This window comes from Xanthomonas cucurbitae (assembly GCF_002939885.1).
Taxonomy (GTDB): domain Bacteria; phylum Pseudomonadota; class Gammaproteobacteria; order Xanthomonadales; family Xanthomonadaceae; genus Xanthomonas; species Xanthomonas cucurbitae.
The window spans coordinates 62,983-85,568 of record NZ_MDED01000003.1; the positions used below are offsets into that span (position 1 = coordinate 62,983).

Genomic DNA, 22,586 nt, shown 5'->3' on the forward strand with positions numbered 1-22,586 from the left:
CAAAGGCGCACCACAGCGCCGTTTTCCGCTTGCTTCGGATGAACGCTCCAGCGCTCTTCCCGGGTCCCGGGTCCCGGGTCCCCGGTCCCGGCCTCATTCGTAGCCGAACGCCTTCAACGCCGCCTCGTCGTCCGACCAGCCTTCGCGCACGCGCACCCAGGTTTCCAGGAACACCTTGGCACCGAACAGCCGCTCCATCTGCAGGCGCGCCTTGCCGCCGATGTCCTTCAGGCGGGTGCCGCCCTTGCCGATCACGATGGCCTTCTGGCCTTCGCGCTCGACCCAGATCACCGCACCAATGCGCAGCAGCGCGCCGTCTTCGGCAAACCGTTCGATCTCCACCGTGGTGGCATACGGCAATTCTTCGCCGAGCTGACGCATCAGCTGCTCGCGGACCAGCTCGCCGGCCAGGAAACGCTGGCTGCGGTCGGTGATTTCGTCCTCGCCGAACATCGCCTCGGCTTCGGGCACCAGCTTGAGCAGATCGCTCACCAAGGCTTCCAGCCCCTTGCGCTTGAGCGCGGAGACCGGATGCACCGCCGCGAAGGTGCGCCCTTCGCTGACCTGGGCCAGGAACGGGAACAGCGCGGTCTTGTCCTTGAGCCGGTCCACCTTGTTGACCACCAGCACGACCGGCACGTTGGCATCGCTGAGCACGCGGAAGGCCAGGGTGTCCTCTTCGTCCCAGCGGCCGGCCTCGATCACCAGCACGGCCGCATCCACACCTTCGAGCGAGCCGCGCGCGGCACGGTTCATCACCCGGTTCATCGCGCGCTTCTGCTCGCGATGCAGCCCGGGCGTGTCGACCAGCATCAGCTGGCCTTCCGGGAAGGTGGCGATGCCCAGCAAGCGGTGGCGCGTGGTCTGCGGCCGGTTGGAGACGATGCTGACCTTGGCGCCCACCAGGGCATTGGTCAAGGTGGATTTGCCGACATTCGGCCGGCCGATCACGGCAACGCTGCCGCTACGGTGGGGAGTGGTTTCGCTCACGTATTGACATCCAATTGTGCGATGACGGTGGCCGCCGCCTGTTGTTCGGCAAGACGGCGCGAGGTGCCCTGGCCTTCGGCACGCGAGAAGGGCTGCTCCAGGATGCAGGCCACATGGAACTGCTTGGCGTGCTCGTCGCCGCTTTCGCTGAGCAGGGCGTAGGTGGGCAATGGCAGCTGCCGTGCCTGCAACCATTCCTGCAGCCGGGTCTTGGGATCTTTTTCCGCCTTGCCGACCGGCAATGCCGCCAGCGAGGGCTCGAACCACGGCAACACCACTGCCCGGCAGCGCTCGAAGCCGCAGTCCAGGTAGATGGCCGCGACGATCGCCTCGACCGCATCGGCCAGGATGGAATCGCGGCGATGGCCGCCGGATTTGAGCTCGCCCGGCCCCAGGGTCAGCCGTTCGCCCAGGTTGAGCGTGCGGCCGATCACCGCCAGCGCACCTTCGCGTACCAGCTCGGCGCGTGCGCGGGTCAGTGCGCCTTCGTCGGCCTTGGGCCAGCGCTGGTACAGCGCCTCGGCGATCAGCAGGTTGACGATCCCGTCGCCGAGGAACTCCAACCGCTCGTTGTGCGGCGTTCCGGCGCTGCGATGGCGCAGCGCCTGGGCGAGCAGACCCGGATCGGCGAACGCATGCCCGATCGGATCACCGCGCTGGAAGGTTCTATTCGACACTGCGCCCTTTCATGTCCTCGGACGTGTCGAACTTACCCACGATATCCAGATTACCGATCAGCTCGCGACGCACTTCGTAGTTGACCTTCATCCGCCAGCCGCCATCGATCCGCTCGAACTTGACGTCCTCTTTCTTGACGTTTTCCGAGTAATTGATATACAGCCGACGAAAGAACAGATCCTGTAACTTGGACGGGTCCATGTTGGCACTCCCCGGCTCGTTGGCCAGGCCCTTCATCGCGGTGCGCACGGAGTAGTACTCCTGGTACATCGGAAACAGCTTCATCCCGATATACAGGCCGAACCCGACCACCGCCAGCACCACCACGAACGAGGTCAACGTCATACCGCTCTGCTTGCGCTTCATTGTGCTTCCCCTGGCACGCCGTGCGTGCATTTACTGGATTCCGGTCCCGATCCGCGATGGATCGAAACTCCCCTTGCAGAACCACCCTTCGCAATTGAGCCAGATCAGGAACGCCTTGCCGCGCAGATTGGCTTCCGGCAGGAAGTGCGTCTGGGTCCAGAACCGGCTGTCTTCGCTATTGTCGCGATTGTCCCCCATCACGAAATAGCTGTCTGCCGGCACCGTCCAGTCGCCCTGGCCGGCCGGCATGTTGCGGCCCACCCACTCCAGCACGGTATGCGTGCGACCGGGCAGGTCTTCCACCAGCAGCGAGGTGCCGGTCATTTCGGCGCCCTTGCCCTTGCCGATGTACTCGCCCTTGACCGTGTAGCGCATGGGCTTGTCGTTGATGTACAGCGTGTCGCCGTGGAAACCGATCCTGTCGCCGGGCAGGCCCACCACGCGCTTGATCCAGTTCTGGTCCGGCGCATGCGGCGGCTTGAACACCACCACGTCGCCGCGCTTGGGCTCGCCGATGGGGATGAACTTGGTATTGGTGATCGGCAGGCGGAAGCCGTAGGCGAACTTGTTGACCAGGATGAAATCGCCGATCAGCAGGTTGGGCATCATCGAGCTGGACGGAATCTTGTACGGCTCGGCCACGAAGCTGCGCAGGATCAACACCACCGCCAGCACCGGGAAGAAGGCGCGCGAGTAGTCGATGATGGCCGGCTCGCTGTCCAGCAACCCGGCCCGTGCGGCCCGGCGCTTGGCCAGGAACAGCTTGTCCAGCAGCCAGATGAAGCCGCTGCCCAGGGTCAGCACAACCAGGATGATTTCAAACCATTTCATTGGTGTTCCTTCGGAAAGGGAATCGAGAATCGAGAATGGGGAATCGGAACAGCAGGAGCGCTCGCGCTCTTGCGATTCCCGATTCCCGATTTACCATTCCCAGCTACTTATCCATCTGCAGGACAGCCAGGAAGGCCTCCTGCGGAATCTCCACGCGGCCGACCTGCTTCATGCGCTTCTTGCCTTCCTTCTGCTTTTCCAGCAGCTTTTTCTTGCGCGAGACGTCGCCACCATAGCACTTGGCCAGCACGTTCTTGCGCATCGCCTTGACCGTGGAGCGCGAGATGATCTGCGAGCCGATCGCCGCCTGGATCGCCACGTCGAACATCTGCCGCGGGATCAGCTCCTTCATCTTTTCGCACAGCTCGCGGCCGCGCCGGTCGGCGTGGCTGCGGTGCACGATCAGCGACAGCGCATCGACCTTGTCGCCGTTGATCAGCACGTCCACGCGCACGAACGGGCCGGCATCGAACCGCACGAAGTGGTAATCCAGCGAGGCATAGCCACGGCTGACCGACTTGAGCTTGTCGAAGAAATCCAGCACCACCTCGGCCATCGGCAGCTCGTAGCTGATCTGCACCTGGCTCCCCAGGTAGTTGATGCCGATCTGGGTGCCGCGCTTTTCCTCGCACAGCTTGATGATGTTGCCGATGTATTCTTCGGGCGTCAGCACGTTGGCGCGGATGATCGGCTCGCGGATCTCCTCCACCAGGTTCAACTGCGGCAACTTGGCCGGGTTGTCCATGTTGATGACCGAGCCATCGGTCTTGAGCACTTCGTACACCACGGTCGGCGCGGTGCTGATGAGATCCAGGTTGTACTCGCGCTCCAGCCGCTCCTGCACGATCTCCATGTGCAGCATGCCCAAAAAGCCGCAGCGGAAGCCGAAGCCCATCGCCTCGGAGCTTTCCGGCTCGAAGCGCAGCGCCGCATCGTTCAGGCGCAGCTTGCCCAGCGCCTCGCGCAGGTCCGGGTAGTCCTCGGCATCGACCGGAAACAGGCCGGCGAACACGCGCGGCTGCATTTCCTGGAAGCCGGGCAAGGCATGCGGGGCGGGGTCGCCGGCCAGGGTCAGGGTGTCGCCGACCGGCGCACCGTGCACGTCCTTGATCGAGGCATTGATCCAGCCCACTTCGCCGGCGCCCAGGGCCGCCAGCTCCTTGCGCTTGGGCGTGAACACGCCGACCTTGTCCACCAGATGCGTGCGGCCGGTGGACATCACCAGGATCTTGCTGCCTGGCTTGATCTGGCCCTGCATCACGCGCACCAGAGAGACCACGCCCAGGTAGTTGTCGAACCAGGAATCGATGATGAGCGCCTGCAATTTATCGGTATCGCGCGGGGTCGGCGGCGGAATGCGCTGCACGATGGCTTCCAGCACCAGATCGATGTTCAGGCCGGTCTTGGCGCTGACCGCCACCGCGTCTTCGGCATCGATGCCGATCACCGCTTCGATCTCGGCCTTGGCGCGGTCGACGTCGGCGGTGTGCAGGTCGATCTTGTTGAGCACCGGCACCACTTCCAGGCCCTGCTCCACTGCCGTGTAGCAGTTGGCCACCGACTGCGCTTCCACGCCCTGCGCCGCATCCACCACCAGCAGCGCGCCTTCGCAGGCAGCCAGCGAGCGGCTGACTTCATAGGAGAAGTCCACATGCCCGGGGGTGTCGATGAAGTTCAGGTGGTAGGTCTGCCCGTCCTTGGCGGTATACGGCAGGGACACCGACTGCGCCTTGATGGTGATGCCGCGCTCGCGCTCGATCGGGTTGGAGTCCAGCACCTGGGCCTCCATCTCGCGCGCCTGCAGGCCGCCACACAACTGGATGATCCGGTCGGCCAGGGTCGATTTACCGTGGTCGACGTGGGCAATGATGGAGAAATTGCGGATGTTCCGCATTGAATCAGAGGACATTGAGGTGGGCGCCGGCGCAGCCGTCGTCAGGGTAACGCAGCATTATCGCACGGCCAGCCCCGTTGGGGCCGGGGAATCGGGAATCGGGAGTGGGGAATCGGAAAAGCAAGACGAGCCATCGCCTCGCGGACCCGCTCTTGCTCTTGCTCTTGCCCATTCCCGATTCCCGATTCTCCATTCCCTCTTGGGGCCGGGAATTGGGAATCGGGAGTGGGGAATCGGAAAAGCAAGACGAGCCATCGCCTCGCGGACCCGCTCTTGCTCTTGCTCTTGCCCATTCCCGATTCCCGATTCCCGATTCTCCATTCCCTCCCTTAGCCGCCGGCCTTCAGGGCCACATAGCTGGTCGCCGTGCCGTCGGTGACCAGCAGCATGACCACGTCGCCCTTCTTGTAGCTGGACAGCGCGCGGTTGAGGTCGGCGACGCTGCCCACCTTGGTGCGGGCGACGCGGGCGATGACCAGGCCCGGCGACAGCGGCGGCTGGGTGCTGCGCGCGGCGGCGCCGGTGACTGCCGCGATCCGCACGCCCTCGCCCGCCGCAAGGCCCAGGCGGCTGCGCTCGGCGGCCGTCAGGTCGGCCACCTGCAGGCCGAGCAAGGCCACGCTGGCCGGGGCCTCCGGCGTGGCATCGGCGGCGGCGGTGCGCGGTGCGGCGTCTTCGCTGCCATCCTGCAACGGCGCCAGGGTGACGCTGACCTGGCGCGGCTTGCCGTCGCGCAGCACGTCCAGGACGACCTTGGTGCCTGGTGCCAGCAGGCCGATCATCGGCGGCAGATCGCTGGAGGCCTCGATCGGCTTGCCATTGACCGCACGGATCACATCACCCACCTCGACCCCGGCCTTGGCAGCCGGGCTACCGGCAGGTATGTCGTTGACCAGCGCACCACGCGTATCCGGCAGCCCCAGGCCCTGTGCCTTCAACGCATCGATCGCGCCAACCTGCACCCCCAGCATGCCGCGACTCACGCGCCCGGTCGCCTTGATCTGCTCGGCGGCGCCGAAGGCCAGGTCGATCGGGATCGCGAAGCTGATCCCCATGTAGCCGCCGGAGGCGGAGAAGATCTGCGAATTGATGCCGACCACTTCACCGCGGGTATTGAGCAGCGGGCCGCCGGAGTTGCCCTGGTTGATCGCCACGTCGGTCTGGATGAAGGGCACGTAGCGCTGGTCCGCATACGGATTGCTGCGGCCGGTGGCACTGACGATGCCGGCAGTGACCGAGTGGTCCAGGCCGAACGGCGAGCCGATCGCCACCACCCACTGGCCCGGCTTGAGCGTGTTGGAATCGCCCAGGCGCACGGTCGGCAGGCCCTTGGCCTCGATCTTCAGCAGCGCCACGTCGTACTGCGCGTCGCTGCCCACCACCTTGGCCTTGAACTCACGACGGTCGGTCAGCTTGACGGTGACTTCGCTGGCGCCATCGACCACATGGTGATTGGTCAGCACATAGCCGTCGGCGGAAATGATGAAGCCCGATCCCATCGACTTGCCAGCGATGCCGCCATCGTCATCGCCACCACCCGGCCCCCGACGTGGGCCGCCCGGCATCTGGAAATCCGGGCCGAAAAAGCGCTTGAAGAATTCCGGCATCTGCTCGTCGTCGGGCATCGCCCCGCCGCCACGGCCACCCGGGCCGCTGCGCTGCTGCCGCGCCATCGCATCCTTGCGGGTAATGGTGGTTTCGATATTGACCACGCCCGGGCCGACCTGCTCGACCAGGTTGGTGAAGTCCGGCAAGCCCGCCACCAACTGTGGCGCCGGGGTGGTGCTGCGGTTGGCGGCGATCGGCGCACTGGCCTTGGCCGGTGCCGACGGCGGCGTCTGCTGGGCACAGGCTGCCAGCGGCAAAGTCATGGCGATCAGGCCAAACATCTGGGTACGCATACGGTGATTCATCGAGTTGCCTCCGATGGCAGGGCGACAGGAACCGGAACCCGTGCAGCGACACGGGTCCGACAAGATAATGGGAGGGAGGGCGCCGAATGGATGAAGATCGGCCGCCGGGTCAGTGCTGCAGGCCCTGCGCCGACGGCGGCAGGCTGGGTTGCGCAGTCCGGACCGCCTGCGGCGCTGGTTCGAACGGATAGAACGCCGGGCCCTGGCGGCTCTGGCTGAAACTGGCGTTGAGCGGGCTGTCGCCAGCGCCGGACAGTGCCGCGCGCGGCCAGGGACGCGCCTGCAAGGTGGTATCCGGGTGCGTGAACGGGTTGGACGATAACGCCGGGTTCGCCGCAGCCGGGGTGGCAGCAGCCATCCTCTGCGCCGGCGCCTGCTGCTGGCGCGCGGCCACACCGCGCGCCACCTGCTGGTTGCGGGTGGCGCCGCTGCGGCGCGTGGAGGCCAGCGCAGCGGCCGGGACGGCGGCAACAAGCGCGCCGCCGTCGCCAGGATTGGCCGGGGCGGGCGTTGCCGGCGCCTTTGGCGCGACCGGCGGTTGCACGGCGGCAGGCAGCTGCGCCGCGGTGGCATACACCGGCACCTCGGTCACCGTCGGGGCCGGTTCCGGCAAGCGCTCGCGCGCCATGAACATGGCGATCGCCGCGACCGACGCGGCAATCGCCGCGCCACCACCCCACCGCCAGCGTGCGGCCGCGCGCGGCGCCGGCTGTGGCAGAGGGGCAGGCTCATCGGCAATCGCGCTGCGCACGCGCGCGGCGAAATCCAGCGGTGCCGGCGCACTGGCCGCGCCGCGCAACACATCGCCGCACAGCTGCCAACGTTCGTGGCAGCCGGCGAGTTCGTCGTCGTGGGCCAGCCGGCGCAACAGGAAGCGCGATTCGTCCGCGCTCAGCTCGCCATCCACCAGCGCGGACAACTGCTGCCGGTAGTGGCGGTCGAACTTATCGGTGGTGGACATATCGGGGTGATGGCTCATACGCGGTGTCGCTCACGGGTAGCGCTTTCGGTCTCCAGCAGAGGCCGCAGCTCGATGTCGATGGCCTCGCGCGCTCGGAAGATGCGCGAGCGCACCGTTCCGATCGGGCAATCCATCTTTCGCGCGATGTCTTCGTAACTCAGGCCTTCCACCTCGCGCAGAGTGATGGCCAACCGGAGTTCTTCCGGCAGGGCTTGGACCGCGCGCATCACCGTTTGTTCCAGCTCCTGTCGCATCAGTTCACGCTCCGGGGTGTCGGTGTCGCGCAACCGGGTGGCCCCATCGAACTGCTCGGCATCGCTGATCTCGATGTCGTCGGTGGGCGGCCGGCGGTTGTGCGCAACCAGATGGTTCTTGGCGGTGTTGACGGCAATGCGGTGCAACCATGTATAGAACTGCGAGTCGCCGCGGAAACTGTTGATCGCGCGGTACGCGCGCACAAACGTGTCCTGGGCCACATCCTGGCATTCGCTCCAGTCGGCGATGTAGCGCCCGATCAAGGCGACGATCCTGTGCTGGTACTTGCGCACCAGCCCATCGAACGCCGCGCTCTCGCCGCGCTGCACGCGCCGGACCAGTTCCAGGTCCAGCTCCTGAGGTGTATCGACTTCGGCCATGGTGGGCCGCACTCCTGTCAGCCCACCGAAGTCGGGCAATGAGACCGCGATTGAAGAGGAAAGTTCATACCGATCCGTCCGCGCGTCACGCATCCGGGTAGTGGTACCGATGCGTCGCCAGCGACGTCCCGCCGAGGCACGTGCCGCCCCTGTCGACAGGTATGGGCATTTGACGTGAAGGAAACAACCTCTGGATGATAACGGCCTTTCCTCACTATCGCCGGACGGCCAACCGCATGCTTCCAGGTTTCGACGGGCTACGATTCAGCCACTGGCAGGCCGACCTGCGCGAGGACGGCGTGCTCGTGCTCAGCCTTGATCGCCAGGGCGCAGCGGTCAACGCATTTTCGCAGGAGGTGCTGCTCGAGCTGGGCGCACTGGTGGAACGGCTGGCACTGGACCCGCCCAAGGGCGTGGTGCTGCGCTCGGCCAAGGCCAACGGCTTCATTGCCGGGGCCGACCTCAAGGAATTCCAGGACTTCGACCGCAAGGGCACGGTCAACGACGCGATCCATCGCGGCCAGCAGGTGTTCCAGAAGCTGGCCGAACTGCCCTGCCCCACGGTGGCGGCCATCCACGGCTTCTGCATGGGCGGCGGCACCGAGATCGCGCTGGCCTGCCGCTACCGGGTGGCCTCCGACGACGGCAGCACCCGCATCGGCCTGCCGGAAACCAAGCTCGGCATCTTCCCCGGCTGGGGCGGCAGCGCCCGCTTGCCGCGCCTGATCGGCGCACCGGCGGCGATGGACCTGATGCTGACCGGCCGCAGCGTGTCGGCCAAGGCCGCGCGTGCCCTGGGTCTAGTGGACAAGGTCGCCGCACCCCCGGTGCTGGTCGATGTGGCCGCTGCCCTGGCACTGGCCGGCACCACGCGTTCGCTCAAGCAACGTGCCACCGCCTGGGCCACCAACATCCTGCTGGCGCGCAAGCTGCTGGCCCCGCAACTGCGCAAGCAGGTCGCGCGCAAGGCGCGCAAGGCGCATTACCCGGCGCCATACGCCTTGATCGACGTGTGGGAACGCGCCGGTGGCGGCGGCATCCAGGCGCGCCTGGCCGCCGAACGCAAGGCGGTGGTCAAGCTCGCCAGCACCCCGGCCGCACGCAACCTGATCCGCATCTTCTTCCTCACCGAGCGGCTGAAGGCGCTGGGCGGCAGGGACGCGGAAGGCGCGGCGGCACCGATTCGCCATGTGCATGTGATCGGCGCCGGGGTGATGGGCGGCGATATCGCGGCATGGGCGGCCTACAAGGGCTTCGAGGTCACCCTGCAGGATCGCGAGCAGCGCTTCATCGACACCGCGCTGGGCCGTGGCGGCGAGCTGTTCGCCAAGCGGGTCAAGGACGAGACCAAACGCCCGGCGGTGGCTGCACGCCTACGGGGTGATCTGGCCGGTGCCGGGGTGGCGCAGGCGGACCTGGTGATCGAGGCGATCATCGAGAATCCGCAGGCCAAGCGCGCGCTCTACCAATCGATCGAACCGCAGCTCAAGCCCGATGCGGTGCTGACCACCAACACCTCGTCGATCCCGCTGACCGAGTTGCGCGGCCAGCTGTTGCGCCCGGCCCAGTTCGCCGGCCTGCACTACTTCAACCCGGTGGCGATGATGCCGCTGGTGGAGATCGTGCAGCACGATGGGCTGGATCCGGCCAACGTGGCGCGCCTGGCGGCGTTCTGCAAGGCGCTGGACAAGTTGCCGGTGCCGGTGGCCGGCACTCCCGGCTTCCTGGTCAACCGCGTGCTGTTTCCGTACCTGCTGGAAGCGGCCACTGCCTATGCCGACGGCATTCCGGGACCGGTGCTGGACAAGACCGCGGTCACGTTCGGCATGCCGATGGGGCCGATCGAGCTGATCGACACCGTGGGCCTGGATGTGGCCGCAGGCGTCGGCGCCGAGCTGGCGCCGTTCCTGCACCTGCCGATTCCAGCCGCACTGGCGACCGTGGACCCCGGCAAGCGCGGCAAGAAGGATGGACAGGGGTTGTACAAGTGGGAGAACGGACGCGCAGTCAAACCAGAGGTGGCCAGCGGCTACGAAGTGCCGGCCGATCTGGAAGACCGCCTGGTCCTGCCACTGCTCAACGAAGCGGTGGCTTGCCTGCATGACGGGGTGGTGGCCGATGCGGACCTGCTCGACGCCGGCGTGATCTTCGGCACCGGCTTCGCCCCGTTCCGCGGCGGCCCGATCCAGCACATCCGCACCGTTGGCGCCGATGCGCTGCTGGCCCGCCTGCAGGCGCTGCATGCCCGCTACGGCGAGCGTTTTGCGCCGCGCCCGGGCTGGGACGCGCCGCTGTTGCGCGCGCCGGTGGCCTGAACCCCGGCCCGGTCCGCGCGTCGAAAAATCGCCTGCCGCAAGAGTGACGGCAGGCGGCTCGGCTTTTGCTGTGCACCGACCGGGTGTCGCCTGTGCCGTGCACTCCTGCGCGGCACGCAAGGCCCGACTGGACCGCCGCCGGCCTGCATGGCACAGCGCTCAGGGACGCACATGCCGGACGTCAGTGCGGGTGGCGATGCCCGGCATGCGCGTGACGAGGATGATCGTGCCCCTCGCTCGCCTGCGCAGACCTGGGCGCGCCGCACGGCGGCGTACCGCAATCGCCGCCCTCCACCTGCAAGGTGACGTGGTCGATGTCGAAACGCACATGCAGCAACGTGGCGAGCGCATCACGCAACTGGTCCCGATCGGCACGTTCACCGACCACCACATGCGCGGTAAGCGCGGGCGTGCTGGAGGCCAGTGCCCAGACATGCAGATCGTGCACGTCCTCAACGCCCGGATGGCTGGCCAGTACCTGCCGCACCTGGGCCAGGTCGATGCCCTTGGGCACGCCTTCCAGCAGCACATTGATCGCTTCGCGCAGCAGCACCCAGGTGCGTGGCAGCACCCACAGGCCGATCAGCACGGCCAATACCGGATCGATCCACTGCCAGCCGGTCCAGCGGATCAGCAAGGCGCCGATGATGACCGCCACCGACCCCAGCATGTCGCTCCACACTTCCAGGTAGGCGCCCTTGACGTTGAGGCTTTCGCCGCTACCGGCATGCAGCAGCTTCATCGCGACCAGATTAATCACCAGGCCCAACCCGGCGATCAGCAGCATGCCGTTGGAGGAAATGTCCTGCGGCGCGCGAAAGCGTTGTGCGGCTTCCCACAGGATGTAGGCGCCCACGCCAAACAGCAGCGCGCCATTGGCCAGCGCACCCAGCGCTTCCAGCCGCACATAGCCATAGGTGCGACGCGCATCCGCTGGACGCCGGCTCAGGCGCACTGCGAGCAACGCGATCATCAAGCCGAGCGTGTCGGTGGCCATGTGCGCCGCATCCGACAGCAAGGCCAGGCTGTTGGACACGAAGGCACCGATGACTTCGGCCACCAGGAAGGTAGCCGTCAGACCAAGCGCCCACCACAACGGCGTTTCGTGGCGGATCTCGCTGGGGGCGTGGTTGTGGTCGTGTCCCATGCTGTGCGGCCTCATGCAGTGCGCACACACAGTAGGCGCGTGGGCATGCGGAGACTATTACACCTGTGCGTGATGAAATCACATCACGTGAGCGCGGCGCCATTGCACTGGCCGGGTAGCACCTTGAAGCGGCTAACAAAGGCACTCGACCACCGTAGCAATGGCAACAGGTACTGACCCCACTGCCTTCATGGGCGCGTGGAGTGATGTCGTCTTGGCAGTGAAAGTGCTCGAATGAGGCGAGACTAACCAGACCGCGCTTCGTCAGACGGCAACGCTGCATGCACTGCTTGCAAGCATGCATACCGACCATCTCGACCGGTACTTGCCCGCCTAGCGTCGCGGGACCTTATGCGGCATGGATGCCGCATAAGCGCCTACAGGGATGTACTTGCGGCGTGTCCCGCGACGGTAGGCGGGCAAGGGCCTCGCAGCCAAGCCGCAGATCATCGCTCTGCCCCCTACGCCCCCCGTTCGATCACCTGCACGACGGAGGCGAGTGACAACGCCGACGACGCCCACCTGGCGGTGGGCGTCGTGGTTTTATAAGCCGCTCTCAAACCTTGGCGACCAGCTTGACCACACTGGAAAAATCCAGCGCGCCGTTACCCGCCTGACTATTCATCGCATACAGGTTGCGCGCCAGCTCACCCAGCGGGATCGAGACCCCGGCCTGCACCGCCGATTCGGCCACCAGCCCCAGATCCTTGAGCATCAGATCATTGCCGAAGCCGCCGCTGTAGCCGCGCGAAGCCGGCGCGTTGGGTAGCACGCCCGGCCAGGGGTTGCAGACCTCGGTGGCCCAACTGCGGCCGGTACTGACCGCCATCATTTGCGACAGCACGGTTGGATCCAGGCCTTGCGCCACGCCCAGCGCCAGCGCTTCGCCAGTGGCCGCCATGATGACGCCCAACGCCATGTTGTTGCACAGCTTGGCGACCTGGCCGGCACCGTTGTCGCCAACGTGAAAGATGTTCTTACCCATCACCAGCAGCACACCGCGCGCGCGCTCCAGTGCATCGGCAGCACCACCGACGATGAAGGTCAGCGTGCCGGCCACCGCACCAGCGGTGCCGCCGGACACCGGCGCGTCCAGCATCGCCAACCCGCGCGCGCGCGCGGCGTCGGCCAGCTTGCGCGCGGACACCGGTGCGATGGTGCTGCAGTCGATGACCAGCGCGCCGTCCGGGATCTGCGCCAGGAGGCCGCCATCGCCCAGGTACAGGCCTTCCACATGGCGGCTGGCCGGCAACATCGAGATGACGATCTCGGCCTCGGCCAGGGTGTCGTGCGCCGAGCCGGCCACCTGCGCACCGGCGGCCGCAGCGGCGTCCAGCGCGGCGGACACCAGGTCGAACACGCGCACCTGGTGCCCGGCCTTGACCAGGTTGGCGGCCATCGGGCCACCCATGTTGCCCAGGCCGATAAAGGCGATCTTGCTCATCGTGTGGCTCTCCAGGTTGGAGCATGCTTCAAAACAAACGGATCATGCCCTGGCCTGCAATGAACGCATGGCCGCAGGCATGCAGAATCGCTGTGTCACGCCGTCGCGCCGGCCTGCACGCCACCGCGCATCGCCACGCCTAGCGCCTGCCCAGGTCGGCCAGCGGATGTTGCTCCGCCGGCCAGGGGGCATCGAAGAATCCCGCAGCCCACGCCGCATCGGCCTGGGCCAGCGACGCCGGTTGCCACTGTGGCTGGCGGTCCTTGTCGATCAGCAGGGCGCGAATGCCTTCGGCAAAATCGCCGTGCGCGGCGGCATGCAGCGCAACCACGTATTCAGTACGAAACGTCTCGGCCAGCGTGGCGGTGCCGGGATGGCGTTGCAGCTCCCAGGCCAGGCGTACCGAACCGGGCGCACCGGCGGCCAGCGTGGTGCGCGCGGCCTGCAACCAGGCATCTTCGCTTTGCAGGGCATCGATGGCCGCAACGACCTGTTCCAGCGTGTCGCCGGACACCAACTGCGCGATCAACTCCGCATGCAACTGCAGCGGGCCGGGTTGCAGCGGCTGTGCAATGCCTTGCAGGAACGCAGCCAGTTGCGTGCGATCCTCCTGCGCATCGCCGCTCCATGCATGCGCGCTCAGGGCATCGAGCACCGCCGGGTACTGCGCATGTTCCAGCTGCACGTCGGCCAGCCCGGCGTGGATGGCATCGCTGGCATTGAGCACAGCGCCGGTCAATGCCAGGAACAGGCCGGCGCCCTGCGGCACGCGGCGCAGCAGCCAGCTGCCGCCTACATCCGGAAACAGGCCCACGCTGATCTCGGGCATGGCCAGGCGCGAGCGCTCGGTGACCACGCGATGGCTGGCGCCGGACATCAGCCCGATGCCGCCGCCCATCACGATGCCATGGCCCCAGCACAGCACCGGCTTGGGATAGGTGTGGATACGGTAATCCAGCCGATATTCTTCTTCGAAGAAAGTGGCCGCATGCACGTTGTCCTGCGGCCTGGCGCGCCGCCGCGCAGGTTCGGGCACCGCGTCGCGATGCGCGCGCATGCTCTGGTAGAGACCATGCAGATCGCCACCGGCACACAAGGCCTTGTCGCCGGCGCCACGCAGCACCACGCAGGCCATCTGCGCGTCGTCGGCCCAGGCCCGCAACTGCGCATCCAGCAGCCGCGTCATCTCCAGCGACAGCCCATTGAGGGTCTTTGGCGCATTCAAGGTGGCAATGCCGATGCGGTGCCCATCGGCGCAGTCGCGCTGCTCCAACAGCACCGGCGCATCCTCGCGCGTGCTGGCCTGCGGCATCAGCGCGCGCTCCAGCGCGGCGCGCGTTTTTCCAGGAATGCCGCCACGCCCTCGGCCTGGTCGACCTGCTCGAACAAGTCCACAAAGGCCTCGCGCTCGGCCACCAGGGCTGCGGCATGGGTCCCGTTGCGGGTGGCCTGCACCAACCGCTTGCAAGCGGCGACACTGACCGGACTCTGCTTGCCGGCACGTTGCGCCCAGGCGATCGCCAGCGCGCGTGACTCGCCCTGGCCGACGACCTCTTCCACCAGCCCGATGCGCTGCGCGGTGGCGGCATCGATGCGCTCGCCGAGCAGGATCATGCGCTTGGCCCAGCCCTCGCCAACCAGCCGCGGCAGGTTCTGGGTGCCACCGGCACACGGCAGCAGGCCCACGCTGGCTTCCGGCAAGGCGAGCTGCGCGTGCTGTTCGGCGATGCGCAGATCACAGGCCAGCGCGCATTCCAGTCCGCCACCCATGGCATACCCGTTGATGGCGGCGATCGACACGCCGCGGAACGCACTCAATGCCTCGAAGGCTTCGCCGAAGCGACGCGCGGCCTCGCGCGCCACGGCCGGGTCGCTACTAGCGAACTGCTTGAGGTCGGCACCGGCACTGAAGAACTTCTCGCCTTCGCCGGTGATAACCAACGCATAGACGCTGCGGTCGGCATCCAGGGCATGTACCAGGTCGCGCAAGGCGGCCAGGCTCTGCACGGCCCAGGTGTTGGCCGGCGGGTTGCTCAGCGTGACGATGGCCACGTGGCCATCGCGTTCGACCTGCAGGCCGGTATGTACACGTCCTTCCCATTCGCTCATCGCAATTCCTCCTCGCCGTTGAGCAGATGACGCGCCACGATCATGCGCATCACTTCGTTGGTGCCTTCCAGGATGCGATGCACGCGGCTGTCGCGCAACAATCGCTCGATTGGATATTCGCGGATATAGCCATACCCGCCATGAATCTGCAGTGCCTCGTCACAGATGGAAAAACCGGCATCGGTGGCAAAGCGCTTGGCCATCGCGCACCACACCGTGGCGTCGCGACTGCCGGCGTCGAGTTTGCGTGCGGCGGTATGCACCATCTGCCGCGCGGCCACCAGTTGCGTGGCCATGTCGGCCAGCTTGAACTGTAGCGCCTGGAAATCGGCCAGTTTCTTGCCGAACTGGCGTCGCTCGCCCATGTAGCGGCGCGCGGCATCCAGCGCGCCCTGCGCGGCACCCAGCGAACAGGCGGCGATATTGATGCGGCCGCCATCCAGCGCCTTCATCGCGATCTTGAAGCCTTCTCCCTCCCGGCCGAGCAGGTTGCCCGCCGGAATGCGCACATCGGCGAAGGTCACCCCGCGCGTGGGCTGGCTGTTCCAGCCCATCTTCTCTTCCTTGCGGCCGTAGCCGATGCCGGGCGCGTCGGCCGGCACCACGAAGGCGCTGATGCCGCGCGCGCCGTCTTCGCCGGTGCGCGCCATCACCACCAGCACATCGGTAGCGCCCGCGCCGGAAATGAAGGCCTTGCTGCCGTTGAGCACGTAGCTGTCGCCATCGCGCTGCGCGCGGGTCTTCAGCGATGCCGCGTCCGAGCCACTGCCCGGTTCGGTCAGGCAGTACGAGCCCAGCTTGGCGCCGCTGGTCATCACCTGGCCCCACTGCGCGCGCACCGCATCGCTGCCATAGCTGGCGATCAGCCAGGTGGCCATGTTGTGGATGCTGATGAAGGCCGAGGTGGAGGGATCCACCGTGGCGAGCTCCTCGAACACCACGGCCGCATCCAGCCGGCGCAGGCCCAGGCCACCCACGCCCTCGTCGGTATACAAACCGCAGAAGCCGAGGTCTGCGGCCTTGGCGATGGCCTCGCGCGGGAAGTGCCCTTCCGCGTCCCATCGCGCGGCGTGCGGCGCCAGTTCCTTGTCGGCAAAGTCGCGTGCGGCGGCGCGGAAGGCCTGCTGCTCGTCGTTCAGATCGGCCGTGTTGGGATGGAGCTGGATGGCTGCGTTCATGGCGATCGGCTCACTTGAGGGAGATGGTGGTGTTGACGCCATGGCTCAGCGTCTGGTCGTCGAACCAGCGCGCGGTCACGGTCTTGGTCTGGGTGTAGAACATCACCACCTGCTTGCCATACGGGCCGAGGTCGCCGAGCTTGGAGGCGCGCGAGCCGGTGAAGGAAAACAGCGGTACCGGCACGGGAATCGGCACGTTGATGCCGACCTGTCCCACGTCGATGTCTTCCTGGAAACGCCGCGCCGCCGCGCCGGACTGGGTGAACAGCGCGGTGCCATTGCCGTTGGGATTGGCGTTGACCAAGGCGATGGCTTCGTCGAGCGTCTCGGCGCCCAGGATCACCAGCACCGGCCCGAAGATCTCTTCGTCGTAGATGCGCATGCCCGGCCTGACCCCGGAAAAGATCGTCGGGCCGACGAAGTTGCCCTGCTCGAAACCCGGCACGGCCGGCGCACGCCCGTCCAGTTCCAGCGTGGCGCCCTGCTCCACGCCCGAGGCGATCAGCGCTTCCACGCGCGTACGCGCGGCGCAGGAAATCAGCGGACCGACATCGGTGCCAGCGGCGTTGCCGGCACCGAGCTTCAGGCTCCTGGCCTTGCTGACCAGCGCCGGAATCCACTGCCGCGCCTCACCCACCAGCACCAGCGTGGAGGCGGCCATGCAACGCTGCCCGGCGGCACCGAATGCAGCACCGACCATCGCATTGAGCGTCTGCTCCTGGTTGGCATCCGGCAGCACCACGGCGTGGTTCTTGGCGCCCATCATGCATTGCACGCGCTTGCCGGCCAGCGATGCGCGACGATAGACGTGCGTGCCCACCTTGGTGGAGCCGACGAACGACAGCGCCTTGATCTCCGGGTGATCGCACAGCGCGTTGACCACCGCTTCGCCCCCGTGCACCACGTTGAGCACGCCCTTGGGAATGCCGGCCTCCAGGGCCAACTCCACCAGCCGCATGGTCACCATCGGGTCCTGCTCGGACGGCTTGAGCACGAAGGTGTTGCCGGTGGCAATGGCCATCGGGAACATCCATAGCGGAATCATCGCCGGGAAATTGAACGGGGTAATGCCCGCACACACGCCCAGCGGCTGCAGCAGGCTGTAGGTATCCACGCCGGTGGCGACATTGTTGGCCAGCTCGCCCAGTTGCAGGTTGCCGATGGCCGCGGCGTGCTCCACCACTTCCAGCCCACGGAACACATCGCCTTCGGCATCGGCCAGGGTCTTGCCCTGCTCGGCGCTGAGCAGCGCGGCCAGTTCGGGCATGTGTTCGCGGATCAGCTGCTGGTACTTGAGAAAGATGCGCGCACGGGTGCCGATCGGCGTCTTGCGCCAAGTGACGAAGGCACGGCTGGCAGCGGCAACGGCGGCATCGACTTCGGCAATGGTGGCGAATGGCACCTGCGCCAGCACGGCCTGGTCGGCCGGGTTGACCACGTCCTGCCACTGGTCGCTGGCCGACACCACCATTTCACCATCGATCAACAAGGACACGCGGGGGACGGATTGGCTCATCACGGGGCTCGCTCACAGGGGGCATCGGGCCACGCTGGCCCAGTGCTTCGCATTGTTCGCATCACAAACCGGCATTCCCAGCATTCGACTGCTTAATCACGCTAAGCTCCCCGCAGAATCTTGCGAATTTTGCGAATGCCGTATTCCCTTCCCCCGTCGCGTCACCAGCTCGGCCTGCGCCTGCAGCGGCTGCGCCAGCGTCACGGCCTGACCCAGGCCGAGCTGGCGCGCCGGCTGGGCCTGTCGCCCAGCTATCTGAACCAGATCGAGCGCAACCAGCGGCCGCTGACGCTGGCGATCCAGCAGCGGCTCAAGACGGTGCTGGGCGCGCTGGACGGGCTGCACGATCTGGACGACCCGGCTGCGCTGGTCGAGCCACTGGACGACTCCCTGCGCAGCCTGGGCCATGCGCTGTCGCCGGCCGAGCTGCGCGCACTCACCGGCAACCTGCCGCAGGTGGCGCAGGCAGTGCTGGATCTGCACCGCAGCCATCAGCACCTGCTGGAGCGCAATGCCGCGCTGCAGCTGCAGATCGGGGTGGAGCATGCGGCGATGCCATCGCTGTCGCCCGGCGAGCAGGTGCGCGATTACTTCAACCGCGCGCACAACTATCTGCCCGAACTGGACGAGCGCGCCGAAGCACTGCATGCCGAACTCGGTGCGACCACCGACAACCTGCCGCTGCGGCTGCGCCAGCGCCTGGCCGACCGCCACGGCCTGCGGGTGCAGCAATCGCCAGACCTGCACCACGACAAGCGGCATGTGGATGCGCAGGCGCGCGTGCTGTGGCTACCTGCGCACCTGCGCCCGGGCCAGCAGGCGTTCCAATTGGCCGCGCAACTGGCCTTGCTGGAGTGCTCAGCGCTGCTGGACGCACGCATTGCCGATGCCGGTTTCGCCGATGCCGAGCGCATCGCGCTGTCGCGGATCGGGCTGTCGAATTATTTCGCCGGCGCGCTGGTGATGCCCTACAGCGATTTCCTGCACAGCGCACAGGCCTCGCGCTACGACATCGAATGGCTGGCGGACCGGTTCGGGGTGGGCTTCGAAGCGGTCTGCCATCGTTTGAGCACGCTGCAGCGGCATGCTGCGGCCGGGCTGCCGATCTTCTTCATGCGGGTGGACCGCGCCGGCAATGTCTCCAAGCGCCACTCGGCCACCGACTTCCATTTTTCCCACGTCGGTGGTGCCTGCCCGCTGTGGATCGTGTACGAGGCCTTCAACCAGCCCGACCGCATCCTCACCCAGATCGCGCGCATGCCCGACGGGCGGCGCTATTTCTGGCTGGCACGCCAGGTCAGCAGCGGACCGCCGGGCTACGGCCGCCCGCGCAAGACCTTCGCGCTGGCAATGGGCTGCGACCTGCGCCATGCCGACCAACTGGTCTACACACGCGGCTGGGATCTGGACGCGGTAGACGATGCAGTGCCGATCGGCCCGGGCTGCCTGACCTGCGAACGCAGCGACTGCGTGCAACGCGCGTTCCCCGCCCTGCCCCGGCTTGCGGCCAGTGCGCGCGGAGAATGAGGCCAGGGCACACGGCCGCGACCTGGGCAACTTTCGATCCCCTGCGGCACCATCCACGCCGGAGTGTGACGAAACAGACACTAGCGCTGCACTGCAGCATTCCAAGCCAGGATAGCTCCCGCAAAATGCTTCATTGGAATGGAATGACTCGCGCTTCTACCCTGAAGCGGACACATGCAGGACAGGGGGACGCCAACGCGCTCGTCGAGCGGCTTGGCGCCACACAAGTACACCGCAACACGCCTTACCGCCTCACGCCACGCCGGCCCATTCGCGCCTCGCACACCGGCGCCGGCAGGCCGCCGCCAACCATCTTATTCGGTCACTTTATCCTGGGAGGGATCCACCGATGCCTGTTCACCACACCCGCCGCCCGGCCAGCCGGCCTGCGCGCCGCATGCCGGTCCGCGACGTTCTGTGCACCACCATCGCCTTTGTGCTGGTCGCCGCATTCAGCGCGCAGGCGCAGGACACTGCACCGGTGGCACCGCCGGCCAACGACGCCAGCAGCGGCGCCAGCAATGGCCAGGCGCCGGTCACCCTGGACAACATCACCGTCATCGGCCAGCGCGCCAGCCTGAACCGCGCGGTGCAGGCCAAGCAGATGTCCGACCACGTCGTGGAGGTCATCTCCGCCGACACCATGGGCCAGATGCCCAACGTCACCGTGGCCGAGGCGCTGGTGCGCCTGCCTGGCGTCAACGGCACCCGCGACCGCGGCAACGAGAGCCTGGCCACCGTGCGTGGCCTGGGCCCGCGCATGACCATGGGCACCGTCAACGGCCGCGAAATCGCCTCCTCCGAGCCCAACCGGGCGGTGCGCTGGGAAGTGTTTCCCACCGAGGTCGTCTCCACCGTCAAGGTCTACAAGACCCAATCGGCCGACCTGGTGGCCGGCGGCCTGGCCGCCACCGTGGACATCTCCACCATCAGCCCGCTGGACTACACCGGCCCTGGTTTCGTCGGCACCGCTGGCCCGGTGTTCTACGACCACGCCAAGGACGTCCCCGGCTACACCCCGTGGGGCAGCCGCTTCGGCGCCAGCTGGGTGCACAAGCTCAATGACAATCTCGCCGTTGCCTTGGGCGCCACCTACCAGAAACAGAAGAACGCCGGTTCCTCGATCGGCAGCTGGGGCTATACCGATGCCGCTAGCGCACGCGACATCAATGGCGATGGCACTCCCGATCCCACCCCGTGGGGCGCGGCCGACCAGCTCAAGCTGATCGACCAGACCCGCACCGGCGCCATGGGCACGGTGCAATGGCGCTCGGGCAACCTCGAATTGAAGCTCGACGGCCTGTATTCGCGCATCGCCATCGAAGAGGACCAGCTGCAGAACTGGTTCAACGGGCTGGCTTACAGCGTCTTCTCCAGCGGCGCCAATCCCTACACCACGCCCGGGTCGTCCTACACCATCGTCGGCGGCGACGTGGTGGCCGGCACGCTCGCCAACTCCAACCTGCAGGTCGACCATGTGGTCAGCCATTACAACGAGATCAAGACGCTCGCCGCCGGCGGCCTGAACGCCAAGTGGAGCGGCGATGTGTGGACGCTGGCCGGCGATCTGTCGTTCTCGCAGGCCAAGCGCGACAACGAATGGCGGGCGGTGCGCTTTGGCAGCAATCCGGACACGCTCTCCTTCGACTTCCGCCGCACCGTCAAGCCCACCATCAGCACCAGCTCGGACGCGCCTGAGTGGGGCCTCAACGGCCAGACCGACCCGCAGGCACTGCGCGACAAGATCGCCGCGCTGGCGCTCAACGCCAGCCGCGCAGTGGACGCAGGCCCGTTCACCACGCTGGAAGTGGGCGCACGCGCGGCGCAACGCGAGAAGCAGAATCGACGCTTCCTGAGCACCCAGTCGAACTTCGACCAACCGATCTCCGCCTACCAGGGCCTGATCTACCCGGTCACCATGCCGGGCTTGAACGTGCCCACGCTGACCGGCGGCAACCTGGACGACATCGCCCGCATCGGCTTCGGCGGATTCGACCGGGCCCTGCTCAGCGAACAGATGCTCGATCACTGGGCGGTCAAGGAAGACGTGCGCGAAGCCTTTGCCAAGGCGGTCTTCAGCGCGCAGCTGTTCGGCACCGACGTCACCGGCAATATCGGCGTGCGGCTGGTCAACACCAAGACCGATAGCCAGGGCTTCGATTCGGTGGGCAGCACCATCCAGCCCAGCAGCGCCAGCAAGCAATACACCGATGTACTGCCCAGCGCCACGCTCAACTTCCTGATCGACGAGCAGCGCATCCTGCGCATGGCGGTGGCCAAGGTCATCGCCCGCCCGCCGCTGGACGAACTGCGCACCGGTCGCCGCCTGGACGATCCCAACGTCACCGTCGGCCAGCTCACCGGCAGCGGCGGCAATCCGCAGCTGGACCCCTTCAGGGCCACCCAGCTCGATGTGTCCTACGAGTGGTACTTCCACAAGGAGGCGCTGGCGGCATTGGCGGTGTATCGCAAGGAAGTGGACTCAAGCATCGGCTACCGCACCGACCGCGAAGTCATCAACGGGCTGGATTACCTGGTCAGCGCGCCGTTCAACGGCGGCGGCGGCCACATCAATGGTGTTGAACTCACCTTGCAGACGCCGTTCTTCTTCATCCCGCACCTGGAAAACTTCGGCGTGTACTCCAACTACTCGCTGGTGGATTCCAACCTCAAGGAATTCTCGCCGGAAGACAACCCGCTGCCGCTGAGCGGCCTGGCGCGTAGGACCGGCACCTTCGACCTGTGGTACAGCAACGGCACCTTCGAAGCACGCGTGGGCTACAAGTACCACAGCCCTTACACCGTGGTGTACGGCTGGAACGCGGCACGCCTGGCCCGGCTGCAGAGCGAGGGCACGGTGGATCTGAGCTTGAACTGGCAGTACAGCAAGCAGCTCGGTTTCCGCTTCCAGGCGAGCAATCTCACCAACGAACCGCTGCGCGCCTACACCGACAACCGCCCCAACCGCCTGGCCAATCAGGACGATGGCGGCTACCAGTTGTTCGGCCGGCGCTATCAGCTGGAGGCGACCTACCGCTTCTGATCCCCCCGTGCCTGGCGCGCGCCATCAAACGGGCGCGGC

Annotated in this window: 17 protein-coding genes; 3 read left to right on the forward strand and 14 right to left on the reverse strand. The window is 66.7% G+C overall.

Translation table 11 applies throughout. The features are described from left to right. Positions 1 to 93: 93 nt before the first annotated feature. From era to rpoE, 8 genes are all read right to left on the reverse strand, one after another. A complete protein-coding gene (era, locus tag XcuCFBP2542_RS02655) occupies positions 94 to 990 on the reverse strand; it encodes a GTPase Era (RefSeq protein WP_104602084.1) in 897 nt (298 codons plus the stop codon). Continuing rightward, entirely contained in the window at positions 987 to 1,667 is a 681-nt protein-coding gene (gene rnc / locus XcuCFBP2542_RS02660; protein ID WP_104602085.1) for a ribonuclease III, read from the reverse strand. The genes era and rnc overlap by 4 nt, the downstream gene beginning before the upstream one ends. Beyond that, positions 1,657 to 2,064, reverse strand: a complete 408-nt coding sequence (locus XcuCFBP2542_RS02665) for a DUF4845 domain-containing protein (RefSeq protein WP_104602086.1) — start codon at positions 2,062 to 2,064, stop codon at positions 1,657 to 1,659. The genes rnc and XcuCFBP2542_RS02665 overlap by 11 nt, the downstream gene beginning before the upstream one ends. Beyond that, positions 2,065 to 2,865 carry a signal peptidase I gene (gene lepB / locus XcuCFBP2542_RS02670; RefSeq protein WP_104602087.1) on the reverse strand — a complete coding sequence of 267 codons (801 nt, stop codon included), beginning with the start codon at positions 2,863 to 2,865 and terminating at the stop codon, positions 2,065 to 2,067. Between the two features lie 103 nt (positions 2,866 to 2,968). Beyond that, a complete protein-coding gene (lepA, locus tag XcuCFBP2542_RS02675) occupies positions 2,969 to 4,759 on the reverse strand; it encodes a translation elongation factor 4 (RefSeq protein WP_170066940.1) in 1,791 nt (596 codons plus the stop codon). 329 nt (positions 4,760 to 5,088) lie between these two features. Further along, positions 5,089 to 6,672, reverse strand: a complete 1,584-nt coding sequence (locus tag XcuCFBP2542_RS02685) for a DegQ family serine endoprotease (protein ID WP_104602090.1) — start codon at positions 6,670 to 6,672, stop codon at positions 5,089 to 5,091. A 109-nt stretch (positions 6,673 to 6,781) separates the two neighbouring features. Then, positions 6,782 to 7,651, reverse strand: a complete 870-nt coding sequence (locus tag XcuCFBP2542_RS02690; protein WP_104602091.1) for a sigma-E factor negative regulatory protein — start codon at positions 7,649 to 7,651, stop codon at positions 6,782 to 6,784. Next, positions 7,648 to 8,268 carry an RNA polymerase sigma factor RpoE gene (gene rpoE / locus XcuCFBP2542_RS02695; RefSeq protein ID WP_104602092.1) on the reverse strand — a complete coding sequence of 207 codons (621 nt, stop codon included), beginning with the start codon at positions 8,266 to 8,268 and terminating at the stop codon, positions 7,648 to 7,650. The genes XcuCFBP2542_RS02690 and rpoE overlap by 4 nt, the downstream gene beginning before the upstream one ends. A gap of 236 nt (positions 8,269 to 8,504) precedes the next feature. On the opposite strand from rpoE, the gene XcuCFBP2542_RS02700 reads away from it, so the two are divergent. Further along, positions 8,505 to 10,583, forward strand: coding sequence for a 3-hydroxyacyl-CoA dehydrogenase NAD-binding domain-containing protein (locus XcuCFBP2542_RS02700; protein WP_104602093.1), 2,079 nt, complete (start codon positions 8,505 to 8,507; stop codon positions 10,581 to 10,583). A gap of 181 nt (positions 10,584 to 10,764) precedes the next feature. Here the strand turns inward: XcuCFBP2542_RS02700 and XcuCFBP2542_RS02705 are convergent, their stop codons facing one another. The 6 genes from XcuCFBP2542_RS02705 to XcuCFBP2542_RS02735 form a co-directional block, all read right to left on the reverse strand. Next, positions 10,765 to 11,730 carry a cation diffusion facilitator family transporter gene (locus XcuCFBP2542_RS02705; RefSeq protein ID WP_104602212.1) on the reverse strand — a complete coding sequence of 322 codons (966 nt, stop codon included), beginning with the start codon at positions 11,728 to 11,730 and terminating at the stop codon, positions 10,765 to 10,767. A 556-nt stretch (positions 11,731 to 12,286) separates the two neighbouring features. Continuing rightward, entirely contained in the window at positions 12,287 to 13,189 is a 903-nt protein-coding gene (mmsB, locus tag XcuCFBP2542_RS02715) for a 3-hydroxyisobutyrate dehydrogenase (RefSeq protein ID WP_208800636.1), read from the reverse strand. A gap of 124 nt (positions 13,190 to 13,313) precedes the next feature. Beyond that, on the reverse strand, positions 13,314 to 14,501 hold the full coding sequence (locus XcuCFBP2542_RS02720) for an enoyl-CoA hydratase/isomerase family protein (RefSeq protein WP_211292970.1): 1,188 nt from the start codon (positions 14,499 to 14,501) through the stop codon (positions 13,314 to 13,316). Continuing rightward, positions 14,486 to 15,283, reverse strand: coding sequence for an enoyl-CoA hydratase (locus tag XcuCFBP2542_RS02725; RefSeq protein ID WP_104602097.1), 798 nt, complete (start codon positions 15,281 to 15,283; stop codon positions 14,486 to 14,488). Before XcuCFBP2542_RS02725 ends, XcuCFBP2542_RS02720 begins: the two co-directional genes overlap by 16 nt. Then, entirely contained in the window at positions 15,280 to 16,461 is a 1,182-nt protein-coding gene (locus XcuCFBP2542_RS02730) for an acyl-CoA dehydrogenase family protein (protein WP_104602098.1), read from the reverse strand. The genes XcuCFBP2542_RS02725 and XcuCFBP2542_RS02730 overlap by 4 nt, the downstream gene beginning before the upstream one ends. Positions 16,462 to 16,471: 10 nt before the next feature. After that, complete coding sequence (locus XcuCFBP2542_RS02735) at positions 16,472 to 17,977, reverse strand: CoA-acylating methylmalonate-semialdehyde dehydrogenase (protein ID WP_104602099.1); 1,506 nt, start codon at positions 17,975 to 17,977, stop codon at positions 16,472 to 16,474. A 135-nt stretch (positions 17,978 to 18,112) separates the two neighbouring features. On the opposite strand from XcuCFBP2542_RS02735, the gene XcuCFBP2542_RS02740 reads away from it, so the two are divergent. Further along, positions 18,113 to 19,504 carry a helix-turn-helix domain-containing protein gene (locus XcuCFBP2542_RS02740; RefSeq protein ID WP_104602100.1) on the forward strand — a complete coding sequence of 464 codons (1,392 nt, stop codon included), beginning with the start codon at positions 18,113 to 18,115 and terminating at the stop codon, positions 19,502 to 19,504. A 349-nt stretch (positions 19,505 to 19,853) separates the two neighbouring features. Then, positions 19,854 to 22,547, forward strand: a complete 2,694-nt coding sequence (locus XcuCFBP2542_RS02745) for a TonB-dependent receptor (RefSeq protein WP_104602101.1) — start codon at positions 19,854 to 19,856, stop codon at positions 22,545 to 22,547. The last annotated feature ends 39 nt before the right edge of the window (positions 22,548 to 22,586 follow it).